The organism is Pseudoalteromonas sp. KAN5 (assembly GCF_022846535.1).
Lineage (GTDB): Bacteria > Pseudomonadota > Gammaproteobacteria > Enterobacterales > Alteromonadaceae > Pseudoalteromonas > Pseudoalteromonas haloplanktis.
In genome coordinates this window covers 3,192,591-3,205,294 of the sequence record NZ_AP025589.1, presented here as the reverse complement: position 1 = coordinate 3,205,294, position 12,704 = coordinate 3,192,591, and the positions used below count along the sequence as shown (strand labels likewise).

Here is a 12,704-nt window from a genome sequence, read left to right as displayed (position 1 = left end):
TGGTGAAACCTTAATCCTGTAAAGAGTCGCAATTTAATAATGTGTCGCAGCAGTATTTAATTTTATTTATAAGTCAGTCATTTTTCTTATGTGTTTTAACTAAAGTGACCGCATCATAGTTATAACAATGAGTTTAGTTTATTTTGCTAAAAATTCATGGAAAATACTGATATATCTCTATAGCTTACTATTCACCAGTTTAGTGGATAGGTCAAGAGAGATAGAAATGGTAAAGTGTGAATTACTATCAGCTTTTAAGGTGCTTTATTGTACCCATATAGATACATTAAAGCCAGTTTGAGAAGGTTGAATTGGGTGAGTTGGAGAAGGCGCAGATGAGCTGCGCCTTTGATAAAAAGTGTTATTTACCGATACAGAACGAACTAAAGATCTTACCTAGTAAGTCGTCAGAGGTAAATTCGCCGGTAATTTCATTGAGGTAGTGCTGCGTTAAGCGCAGTTCTTCGGCAAGAATTTCACCTGCAATATGCATTTCTAATTGGTCTTTACCTGTGTGTAAATGATGGGCTGCACTATCGAGAGCATCTAAGTGGCGACGACGTGCCATAAAGCCGCCCTCAGTAGCCCCTTGAAAACCAATACAAGCCTTTAAGTGAGTACGAACTAACTCTATACCATCAGCATTTTTAGCGCTTAAACTTATCACCGGGTATTGCTGGTTTTCGCTCATACCTACTTCATCACCAGATAAATCGGCCTTATTTCTGATCACAGTAACCCCCATTCCTTCAGGAAGTTTAGCCATAAACTCCGGCCAAATAGCATGCGGGTCCGTGTCTGTAGTATCTGTACCGTCGAGCATAAATAGCACCCGATCAGCTTGCTTTATCTCATCCCACGCACGTTCAATGCCGATCTGTTCAACTCGGTCTGGGCTTTCACGTAAACCCGCAGTATCAATAATGTGCAGCGGCATACCATCAATATGAATATGCTCTCGTAGTACATCACGCGTTGTGCCGGCAATTTCGGTTACAATGGCAGCTTCTCTGCCGGCGAGCGCGTTAAGTAAACTCGATTTACCTGCATTTGGGCGACCAGCAATAACAACGCGCATACCTTCGCGCATGATACTGCCTTGTTTGGCTTGATTGGTGACATTGTAAAGCTGCTCTATTATTGCGTCTAAATCACCAGCAACTTTACCGTCTGATAGAAAATCGATTTCTTCATCAGGAAAATCAATAGCTGCTTCTACGTACATACGTAAGTGGATTACTTTTTCGACTAGGGTCTCAATATGCTTAGAAAACTCACCTTGTAGCGATTGTAAGGCGCTTTTAGCTGCTTGTTCACTGGTTGCGTTAATTAAATCGGCAATCGCTTCTGCTTGGGTTAAATCCATTTTATCGTTCATAAAGGCGCGCTCTGAAAACTCACCTGGCTTGGCAAGTCGTACGCCATCTATTTGGCTTATTTCTTTCAATAGCATATCAAGTACAACAGGGCCGCCGTGGCCTTGTAACTCAAGTACGTCTTCACCAGTAAATGAGTTAGGGCCTGCAAAGAAAATAGCAATACCTTGATCAAGTTGTTCGCCAGCAAGACTATTAAATGGCACGTAATCGGCGTAGCGTACTTTAGGGCAACGACCAATTATTTGCTCTGCAACACTTTTTGCTAAGTTACCTGAAACGCGAATAATACCAACACCACCACGCCCTGGCGCGGTTGCTTGTGCTGCAATTGTATCTTGATTGATCATGCTAATAATTTGCCAATTTAATGAATAATGGTATGTGCGTATTGTAACCTATGCAGCTATTTGTAGCGAATAGCTGTGGCTAAAAACAGCCAATAAAAAAGGCGACCTAAGTCGCCTCAGATTGACGATAAACCCTGCTTTTTTTGCGGGGTTTATTATTTTTGAGCAGCCGAAGGCTGCGATCGCGATATTTTTCTGTTGTTATTATTATTCTTTGCGTTTTAGTGCTGATGTGAATTTTCTTGAATTTACCGCCGTATGACGGGGTCTTAGAGGGATTTTGAGATTTATTACGCTCATATTGAGCTAGGCCGCCTTCATTAACGCCATTTTCTTCATATTCTGACAGGCTGCTGCCAATAAGCATTGCGCACTGACATTCTTTATTCCTCTGTATCTACAATAACGGTGCCCGTGATGTTGTTTTGCATCCGCGAAACTTCTTTCGACTGTTTCACCTCGTCGTTTGTATCGTTTTTTACCCCATTCGCTCAGCCGTATTTCATTTGCTGCCTCTACACTTGCTTGCCACACATGCCGTGTAATTACTTTGATATGGTTTTTACTGTTTGTGCATCGCGACCGCACTGGACAGTCTTTACATGTCTGCGGGGTTGAGTGGTATTGCCGATATCCTAGTCGGTTTGTGGTGTTATAAATCAGTATTTCGCCTTGTGGGCATGTGTATGTATCGGTGTCTACGTCGTAGCTGTATTCTCGCTTTGCGAAATAGCCTTTCTTTTTGTTTGGCCGTCGATAACCCAAGACACCAATGAGTTGTCGTTCTTCTAAATTATGGCACACTGCGGCTGTAAAGTACCCTGCATCTAACCCAACCGCGATGGGGTTGAGTTCAAACGTATCAAGTACGCGGTCTAAGCGTTGTATGATGGGTTGACTGTCATGCACATTACCTGCTGTGGCATGTGTATCAACGATAATTCCGTGTTTGCCATCCACAACCCTATGGTCTAAATAGAAAAATCCTTTTGGCTTTTCATCACGCACCATAAACCCACTGTCTGGGTCAGTTCGGCTTACTTTGGTTGGTTTTGTACAAGGCTCCTTTTCCTCATACTTCAGGCGCTTTTTTCCTTCGGCTTTCCTGTCTTTTATCACGGCTTCATTAAGCTGCTCAACATACACTGAGGGGCTGACTTTTAAGTCTTCAATGTCATAACGGCGTTTATTGGCATTGGCTTTTAAATGGGTGCTGTCTGCAAATAAACTATGCCCACCAATGAGCCCTTGCTTCATCGCTTGACGAACTATATTGTCGAAAATCGATTGATAAATACCGCTGTCTTTAAAGCGTTTTACACGGTTTTGGCTCAGTGTCGAATGATGGATAACGTCATCGGTGAGCCCTAAACCTAAGAACCAGCGGTATGCAACATTCACTTGCACTTCTTTAATAAGGCGGCGCTCACTTTGAATACCAAACAAGTAACCTAAGAATAGGTATTTAAAAAAGCGGACAGGGTCTACGGCTGGTCGGCCATTATTTTTGCAATATAAGTGGGCGACTTCATCACGTATGAATTCAAAGTCGATAGCTAAGTCTACGAGTCGTACTAAGTGGTCTTGTGGAACAAGTTGGTCAATTGCGACCATTTCTAATTCATGTTGTTGCGGGGTTTTATCTCTAAGCATAATGAACTCTCCAAATTCACTCTGCTTATTAGATCAAAGGGCTCGATCTGTGTCTAGCCCTTTTTCAACAATCTGAGGCGACCTAAGTCGCCTTTTTCTAAGTAAAAGAGCTACTAGCCCCTCACTTTTATTCCTTGTTTTTCCATACCACGGTAAATGATTAACATTTGTGCGATTGAAATTAGGTTAGACACTAACCAGTAAAGTACTAGGCCAGACGGGAACCATAAGAAGAACACAGAGAAGATAACTGGCATGTAAGTCATCATCTTTTGTTGCATTGGATCGGTGACCGTCATTGGTTGTAGTTTTTGCGTTATAAACATACTCGCACCAAATAAAATTGGTAATACATAGTATGGGTCTTGCGCAGATAAGTCTGTTAACCATAAGACAAACTCAGCATGGCGTAGCTCAGTTGATTCTAAGAATACATAGAACAAGGCTAAGAAAATAGGCATTTGTAGCAAAATAGGGAAACAACCACCCATTGGGTTAACTTTTTCTTTGCGGTACATTTCCATCGTTGCCTGACCGAATTTTTGACGGTCATCGCCATACTTTTCTTTTAGTGCAGCCATTTTTGGTTGGTTGTAGGGCACGCATCTTCGCCATTGACGTGTATTGCGCTTTCGTTAGTGGGTACATTAATGTTTTAATGATTATGGTGATAGCAATGATCGCCAAACCCCAGTTACCTAAGATGCCGTGTAACCACTTTAACAGCACAAATAAAGGCTGTGAGATGAACCATAACCAACCGTAATCAACGGTTAAATCTAGGTTAGGGTGAAGTGCAGCTAGTTTATCAGACTCTTTCGGGCCCATGTAGTAAGTAGCACCAATAGTAGCTTGTTGGTTAGCTTGAATATTTACCGGCTCACCCTTTGCACCAATAATTGCAGCGTTGCCTTTAGCAATTAAACTGTAAAGTGTATTTTGCTGATCTTGAGAAGGTACCCAAGCACTTACAAAGTAGTGTTGAATAAAAGCTATATAACCACCTTGTGTATTAATATTTAGGTTTTTATCAGCCATGTCAGAAAAGCTGTACTTATCGTACTTTTCTTCGCTAGAGCCGTAAGCCGCACCTAAGTAAGTTTGATCAACTAAGCCGCCTTTTTCTTGCACTGTGCGTTTTACTTGAGTGTAAAGCTGTACTTGGATTGGCTCGGCTGTGGTGTTGTTTACTGTGTACTCTAAAGCCACATCGTATTGGCCCTTTTTGAATACATAGGTTTTGGTAAAAGTAACACCCTTGCTATCAGTGAAGGTTAAAGGAACACGAAGTTCATCACCGTTTAAGGTAAAGCTTTTTTGTGCAGTGCTATAAACTGGGCGACCCTCTGCTGATGCATCTGGTCCGTTTAAGCCGATTAAGCCACTTTGTGAGAAGTATTGATTACCATCAAACTCACCCAGTAACATATAAGGTATTTCACTACCTTTTTTATCTTCGTATTGGAGTAAGTCGGCTTCAACAATATCACCACCGCGGGTATCAATTTTTACAGTGAATACGTCTGTCGTGATGTCAATCACTGAACGCTTTGCACTGGTTGCTGCAGTTGGTAAATCACCATCTGTTGATGACGGTATATAATCATCAGAATCAGGTGAGTTAGTTTGTAGTGTTTGTGTGTTGGCACTAGGATCGGCTTTTGGTGCGTTGTAGTCGTTGTTCCACTCTTGGAACAATAAAAACGATACAAGCATCAAACCGATGAATAAAAACGTGCGTTGCGATTCCATAACAGCTCTTATTTCTCGTGTTGGTGGTTAATATGGGTTGTTTTTTCAGGTACGGGGTCGTCTCCGCCTGAATGTAAAGGGTGACATTTTAATATGCGTTTGAGCGCTAACCAACTGCCTTTTACTGATCCGTGCAAATTAATTGCCTGAATAGCATAACTTGAGCAAGTAGGATTAAAACGACAATGCGGGCCTAACAGTGGGCTAATCCACTTTTGATAACCGCGAATTAATAACACTAAACATAACTTTGGAAAAGCAACAAGTGGTTTAAGTAACCTCATGATGTTCTATCCTCTGTGTAGATTTAGTGGGTTGATACCATGAATTTAAACACCCAAAGCGGAATTTTAAATGCATGATTAAAAGGTGAGCTAAAGATACCTTAATTAACCCTATAATTCTATTGCTATTGGCTTTGTTTATTGGATTTCGCCGATTTGTTAGGGCGTTTTTTAAAAGGTGGTGGTTTAGGCGCACCAGGTTTACAGCGCTCGTTAATTTTACGCCACAATTTAGTGAGTTGTTTGGTTAGCTCTTCATTTGATTGTTCATCAATGCCGCTTTTAACCATTAGTACAATATCTATATTATCAATGGTGTGTTGATTTAAACGAAAACTTTCGCGAGCAAGACGTTTAATACGATTTCGTTGGCAAGCTTTTTTAACTCGTTTTTTAGCGACAGTCAGTCCTAAGCGAGGTTTTGCTTGGTCATTCGGTTTTGCTAATAAGGTAAAGAAAGGAGTTGCGGCCCGAGCGGGTTCATTAAAGATACGAGAGTAATGCGAGGGAGTTAACAGACGTAACTCCCTGCCAAAGTTAAAGTCTTCCACTTATATATTAAGCAGAAAGAACTTTACGGCCTTTAGCGCGGCGACGAGCTAATACTTTACGGCCATTTACAGTTGCCATGCGAGCACGGAAACCGTGAGCACGTTTGCGTTTTAAAACGCTAGGTTGAAAAGTTCTTTTCATAACAATTCCATCCGATCGGTTAAAGGTTAAAACATCCTATGCAGGTCGCGATCCTGGCACAGGTGCCATTGCGAGCGCGAGATATTATCGATGAAGCACCTTAAAGTCAACCATAATCGCATTTATAATAGAGAAGGACTAATAGATGGTGTTGTGGGATCTGCTAGGATCCTTATATTTAAGAAGTTTTCCACAGGCACTGTATAGAAAGTGCATAAAAGCTTGGGGTAACTAAAATAGATCACATATTTTGATCGCGATCCAAGCCCTTTTTTGCTATGATCATGCTTTCTGGTTAAAAATAATTATTGTTAAAAATCAGTGTTTTGGTTGTTTTTTCTGGCGAGATCATATTTTTCAAAAAAATCAATCTTGTACTTGTGGATAAAGTGCATTCATAATACTCGGTCTTGGGTTAATAAATTGCCTAAATAATAGTAATAAATGTATGATTTTCCATCATTTAAGATGAACGGGAATAAATACTAAATCTTTGGGAGTTTAACTGTGTATCTGTCGGTTTGGCAAAGTTGTTTATATGTATTGCAAGATGAATTGCCTTCGCAGCAATTCAGTATGTGGGTAAGACCACTACAAGCAGAAAGTACCGAAGATACCCTGACGATTTACGCACCTAATCGTTTTGTACTCGATTGGGTCAGAGAAAAGTACTTAAACCGCATAAATGAGTTACTTGTTGAAATATGTAAAGATGAAGCACCAGAGTTAAGATTTGATGTTGGTAGTAAGCCCATCTTAAATACACAAGTAGCTGCACCATCAGGAGCTAGTGTATCAACACCAACAAATCAGTCTGCTGCTAATAAACAGCAATCTAAAGAAGCTAAAGTTGCCGTTGAGCCTGCGCCTAAGTCTGGTTATAAGTCAAACATCAAAGAAAACTATACCTTTGATAGTTTTGTTGAAGGTAAGTCTAACCAGCTAGCAAAAGCTGCGGCTACACAAGTTGCTGACAATCCAGGTGCAGCTTTTAACCCTGTATTTATTTACGGTGGTACTGGTTTAGGTAAAACGCACTTACTGCATGCCGTTGGTAATGGCATTATGGCAAACAAGCCAGATGCCAAAATTGTTTACATGCATTCAGAGCGCTTTGTACAGGATATGGTAAAAGCGCTGCAAAACAATGCCATTGAAGAATTTAAACGTTATTACCGCAGTGTTGATGCGCTAATGATCGATGATATTCAATTTTTTGCTAATAAAGAGCGTTCTCAAGAAGAGTTTTTCCATACTTTCAACGCGTTACTTGAAGGTAACCAGCAGATTATTTTAACCTCAGACCGTTACCCAAAAGAAATTGAAGGGGTTGAAGATCGCCTTAAATCACGGTTTGGTTGGGGTTTAACCATTGCTATTGAGCCGCCAGAGCTCGAAACGCGCGTAGCTATTTTGATGAAAAAAGCCCAGCAGAGTAAAATTAATTTACCTCATGAAGTGGCTTTTTTTATCGCAAAGAAATTACGTTCAAATGTGCGTGAATTAGAAGGCGCACTTAATCGTGTAATCGCTAATGCAAACTTTACTGGCAGACCAATCTCTATCGATTTTGTAAAAGAAGCACTACGTGACTTACTTGCATTGCAAGATAAGTTGGTAACGATAGACAATATTCAACGTACTGTTGCTGAGTATTATCGTATTCGAGTGTCTGATCTGCTATCAAAGCGTCGTAGCCGCTCTATCGCAAGGCCACGTCAAGTTGCCATGGCATTATCTAAAGAGCTTACCAACCATAGCTTACCAGAGATTGGGGACGCCTTCGGTGGCCGTGACCACACCACAGTATTACATGCGTGCAGAAAAATTAAATCACTACGTGATGAAAGTCATGAAGTGAAAGAAGATTATCAAAACCTAATAAGAACATTGTCATCTTAGGGCTGACTTTATTATGCAAATAACTATATCAAGAGAACAATTTTTAAAACCTTTGATGCAAGTGTCGGGTGCAATTGAGCGCAAACACACCTTGCCAATTTTATCTAACGTTTTGTTAGAGGTTGAAAACGGTGAGCTTTCAATGACAGGCACAGACCTTGAAATTGAACTTGTCGCAAAGGTTTTTGTTGGCGATGATACCGCCGATGCTAAATTGACTTTGCCCGCTAAAAAATTACTCGATATTTGTAAAAGTCTACCAGACGGTTCAGACTTAACATTGAGCAGCCAAGATCATCAATTATTATTGACCAGCGGTAAGAGTCGCTTTTCATTAACTACACTTGCTGCTGAAGATTTCCCTAACCTTGAACAATGGGATGGCGAAGTCGAATTTCAGCTGACACGTTTAGAACTACGTAAGTTATTAGAAAGCACTCATTTCTCAATGGCAAATCAAGACGTACGCTATTACTTAAATGGTATGTCATTTGAAGTTGATAATGCAGACATTAAAACGGTGGCAACGGATGGTCACCGTTTAGCTATTGCGCAAAAACAATTACCACAGTCATTAAGTGCCCAGCGCCAGCTGATTATTCCTCGCAAAGGTGTGCAAGAAATAATGCGTTTGATGGTTGCTGACGATGAGTTAGTGACCATTCAGTTTGGGGCTAATCATATTCGTATAATTGATACTGAGTTTACTTTTACCAGTAAATTGGTTGATGGCCGTTTCCCTGACTATCGCCGTGTGTTGCCGCGTGGTGGTGATAAAGTGATCACCGCTAATCGTGAGTGGTTACGTAGTGCATTTCAGCGGGTATCTATTTTATCAAATGAAAAGTTTAGAGGCGTACGCTTAAACTTATCGAATGGTTTGTTAAAAATTACTGCTAATAACCCAGAGCAAGAACAAGCTGAAGAAGTGGTTGAAGTTAATTACCAAGGTGATGATTTAGAAATTGGTTTTAACGTATCGTATGTTTTAGATGTGTTAAATACATTAAAAACAGAAGACGTTTTATTTACACTTGCTGATTCAAATAGTAGTGCGTTAATAGAAGGTGCTGGCGATGAAGAAGCTATGTACGTTGTTATGCCAATGCGCTTATAAGGCATTATGAGTTTAAGTCATTTGAGCCTCAATAATTTTCGTAATATTGAGGCGATCACTGTAGAGCCGGTGAATGGTATTAATGTAATTTATGGTGAAAATGGCAGTGGCAAAACCAGCCTTTTAGAGGCGATTTATTATCTTTCTCATGGCAAGTCTTTTCGTACATTAAAACACAAAAGCATCATTCAACATCATAAAGAAAAATTTACCATTCACGGACGCAAGTCTCTTTATAATTTATCGATACCCATCGGTATCAGTAAAACACTAAACGGCGAGACTGAATTAAAAATACAGGGTAAGTCTAGCCGCCGAGTGTCTGAGCTTGCTCAGTTAATGCCAGTGCAAGTTATCACCCCTGAAAGTTATTCATTATTTTTTGGTGGCCCTAAAGAACGGCGCAAGTTTTTAGATTTAGGGTTGTTCCACGTGGAACAAGACTTTTTTTACCTGTGGCAATCTTTTAATAAAGTTTTAAAGCAGCGTAACGCATTATTAAAAAGTAAGCCTAAGAATTATTTTGACCAAATTAAGTTTTGGGATAAAGAATTTGTTAGACTGGCAGAACAAATAAATAATTTACGAATTGCGTATATAAGTAGGTTTAAGCGGCAGTTTTTTGATAAAATGTGTGCAGAATTAACGCTTATACGCGATTTAGAAATAAGTTTTCATGCGGGTTGGAAAGAGAGTGAATCTCTAACTGAGGCTCTTGAGCAAAGTTTTGAGCGCGATAGTCGCCAAGGTTTTACTAGTAAAGGCCCGCATAAGGCAGATTTCAGTTTTAGTGTCGCTGGCAACAGTGTGGAAAATACCTTTTCACGCGGCCAATTGAAACTATTGCTTTATGCGTTAAAAGTAACGCAAAATAGTTTGATTGAGTCAGAGACAGAAAAGCAATCAATATTGCTAATAGATGATTTACCTTCAGAGCTAGGGGAAGATACTAAAGAGAAAGTAGGGCAACTTTTGTCGCACTGCAACTCTCAAATATTTATCTCTGCGATCGAATCTGAAAGTATTTCTGCTGTGGTGGAACCCATGCAACGAGAACTACAAATGTTCCACGTGAAACATGGCAACCTAATAACAAGATAAGTGGGATTAACCATGTCTGAGAATTACGATTCGTCGAGTATTAAAGTACTAAAAGGATTAGACGCAGTAAGAAAGCGTCCTGGAATGTATATAGGGGACACCGATGATGGCACAGGCTTGCACCACATGGTGTTTGAGGTCGTTGATAACTCTATTGATGAAGCCTTAGCAGGCCACTGTGATGATATCTATGTCACTATTCATTTAGATGGTTCAGTTTCTGTAAGAGATAACGGCCGTGGGATTCCTACTTCAATTCATGAAGAAGAAGGCGTCTCAGCTGCAGAAGTAATCATGACGGTACTGCATGCCGGTGGTAAATTTGATGATAACTCTTACAAAGTATCTGGTGGCTTACACGGTGTTGGTGTTTCAGTTGTAAACGCGCTTTCAGAAAAGTTAAAGCTAACTATTCGTCGTGAAGGCAAGTTACATGAACAGTTTTACACTATGGGTGTGCCAGATGCACCACTTGCAGTAATTGGTGACTCTGAAACTACAGGTACCGAAATACGCTTTTGGCCAAGTGGCGAAACATTTACAAATCTTGATTTCCATTACGATATTTTAGCTAAGCGTTTACGTGAACTATCATTCCTAAATTCAGGAGTGAGTATCATTTTAAATGATGAGCGTGAAGAGAATAAAAGCGACCACTTCAAATATGAAGGGGGCATTCGTGCTTTCGTTGAATACTTAAACCGAAATAAAACACCTGTCCATAAAGGTGTATTCCACTTTACCCACGAGCGTGAAGAAGATGGGATTAGTGTTGAAGTATCCATGCAGTGGAATGATGCCTTCCAAGAAAACATTTACTGTTTTACTAATAATATTCCACAACGTGATGGTGGTACTCACTTAGCCGGTTTTAGATCTGCGCTAACACGTACATTAAACACTTATATGGAAAAAGAAGGCTTTAACAAAAAAGCTAAAACAACCAGTAATGCCACAGGCGATGATGCTCGCGAAGGCTTAACTGCGGTTGTAAGTGTTAAAGTGCCAGATCCTAAGTTCTCATCACAAACTAAAGATAAGCTAGTATCTAGTGAAGTTAAGTCTGCTGTAGAACAAGCAATGGCTGAGAAATTCACTGAGTTTTTATTAGAAAACCCATTAGATGCGAAAATCGTTGTCGGCAAAATTATCGATGCTGCACGTGCCCGTGAAGCCGCTCGTAAAGCACGTGAAATGACACGTCGTAAAGGTGCGATGGATTTAGCAGGTCTACCAGGTAAACTTGCTGACTGCCAAGAAAAAGATCCAGCACTATCTGAACTATACATAGTGGAGGGCGACTCAGCTGGCGGTTCTGCCAAGCAGGGTCGTAATCGTAAAAATCAGGCGATTTTGCCGCTTAAAGGTAAAATTCTAAACGTTGAAAAAGCACGTTTTGATAAAATGCTTTCTTCACAAGAAGTCGCGACTTTAATTACAGCATTAGGCTGTGGTATCGGCCGTGATGAGTATAACCCTGAAAAATTACGTTATCATCGCATCATAATCATGACCGATGCTGACGTCGATGGTTCGCATATTCGTACGCTATTATTGACCTTCTTCTATCGTCAAATGCCAGAAATTGTCGAGCGTGGTTATATTTATATTGCTCAGCCTCCGCTTTATAAAGTGAAAAAAGGCAAGCAAGAGCGTTATATTAAAGATGATCCTGCATTAGTAGATTACCTTACGTCTTTAGCGCTAAATGGCGCAGCTCTTTACACTAGTGCTGACGCATCAGCCTTAGAAGGTGAAGCGCTTGAAAGTATTGTTCATGATTATCAAAATACAGTTAAAGTTATTGAGCGCTTAAAACGCAAGTACCCGAACACGGTGATGGAGCGTTTAATTTATCAAAGTGAGCTAACAGAAGCTGACTTAGCTGATGAAGAAAAAGTAATTGCTTGGACTAAAGATCTTGTTGATGATTTAGTTAAACGTGATGAAGATGCCACAATATTTGCTGCTGCAACAGAGCATGATACTGAGCGTAACTTATATTACCCAGTAGTGAATATACGCCAGCATGGTGTGGACAAAGCGCATGTATTAAGCCATGACTTTATCTCGTCTCGTGATTACAAGCGTATTGCAGTCACAGGCACTAATATTGCGAATATCTTAAGCGAAGGTGCTTATATCCAACGTGGTGAAAAGACCTTAGCTGTTGATAACTTTGTGGACGCATTGGAATGGTTAATCGCTGAATCTAAGCGCGGCCTCTATATCCAACGCTATAAAGGACTGGGTGAGATGAACCCTGATCAATTGTGGGAAACAACCATGGATCCATCAGCTCGTCGTATGCTACAGGTTACTATTGAAGATGCAGTTGGTGCAGACCAATTATTCGCAACCTTAATGGGTGACCAAGTAGAGCCTCGTCGTGACTTTATCGAAACTAACGCACTGCGTGTTGTTAATCTAGACGTATAATAATTACAGCATTATATAAAAGGAGCCAAATGGCTCC

The 12,704-nt window shown here is 40.4% G+C and carries 9 protein-coding genes and 1 pseudogene; 4 read left to right on the top strand and 6 right to left on the bottom strand.

The features are described from left to right. Positions 1–361: 361 nt before the first annotated feature. The 6 genes and pseudogenes from mnmE to rpmH form a co-directional block, all read right to left on the bottom strand. Positions 362–1,726: a tRNA uridine-5-carboxymethylaminomethyl(34) synthesis GTPase MnmE gene (mnmE, locus tag KAN5_RS14395; protein WP_138555539.1), complete on the bottom strand. Its 1,365-nt coding sequence runs from the start codon at positions 1,724–1,726 to the stop codon at positions 362–364. A 306-nt stretch (positions 1,727–2,032) separates the two neighbouring features. Beyond that, a complete protein-coding gene (locus KAN5_RS14390) occupies positions 2,033–3,379 on the bottom strand; it encodes an IS1182 family transposase (protein WP_244389844.1) in 1,347 nt (448 codons plus the stop codon). Between the two features lie 113 nt (positions 3,380–3,492). Then, positions 3,493–5,131, bottom strand: a pseudogene (yidC, locus tag KAN5_RS14385) (membrane protein insertase YidC). 8 nt (positions 5,132–5,139) lie between these two features. Then, positions 5,140–5,415 carry a membrane protein insertion efficiency factor YidD gene (gene yidD, locus KAN5_RS14380; protein WP_016710424.1) on the bottom strand — a complete coding sequence of 92 codons (276 nt, stop codon included), beginning with the start codon at positions 5,413–5,415 and terminating at the stop codon, positions 5,140–5,142. Positions 5,416–5,540: 125 nt separating this feature from the next. After that, complete coding sequence (gene rnpA, locus KAN5_RS14375; protein WP_016710423.1) at positions 5,541–5,966, bottom strand: ribonuclease P protein component; 426 nt, start codon at positions 5,964–5,966, stop codon at positions 5,541–5,543. 7 nt (positions 5,967–5,973) lie between these two features. Next, entirely contained in the window at positions 5,974–6,108 is a 135-nt protein-coding gene (gene rpmH / locus KAN5_RS14370) for a 50S ribosomal protein L34 (protein WP_004335215.1), read from the bottom strand. A gap of 507 nt (positions 6,109–6,615) precedes the next feature. Here rpmH and dnaA point away from each other — a divergent pair. From dnaA to gyrB, 4 genes are read left to right on the top strand one after another with little or no spacing between them, the layout of a single operon-like run. After that, the gene (dnaA, locus tag KAN5_RS14365) at positions 6,616–8,010 is read left to right on the top strand and encodes a chromosomal replication initiator protein DnaA (RefSeq protein WP_029216280.1); all 1,395 of its coding nucleotides are present in this window, start codon (positions 6,616–6,618) and stop codon (positions 8,008–8,010) included. Between the two features lie 13 nt (positions 8,011–8,023). After that, on the top strand, positions 8,024–9,127 hold the full coding sequence (gene dnaN / locus KAN5_RS14360; RefSeq protein WP_138555540.1) for a DNA polymerase III subunit beta: 1,104 nt from the start codon (positions 8,024–8,026) through the stop codon (positions 9,125–9,127). A 6-nt stretch (positions 9,128–9,133) separates the two neighbouring features. Then, positions 9,134–10,228: a DNA replication/repair protein RecF gene (gene recF / locus KAN5_RS14355; protein ID WP_138555541.1), complete on the top strand. Its 1,095-nt coding sequence runs from the start codon at positions 9,134–9,136 to the stop codon at positions 10,226–10,228. Between the two features lie 12 nt (positions 10,229–10,240). Further along, on the top strand, positions 10,241–12,667 hold the full coding sequence (gyrB, locus tag KAN5_RS14350) for a DNA topoisomerase (ATP-hydrolyzing) subunit B (protein ID WP_016710420.1): 2,427 nt from the start codon (positions 10,241–10,243) through the stop codon (positions 12,665–12,667). Positions 12,668–12,704: the final 37 nt, after the last annotated feature.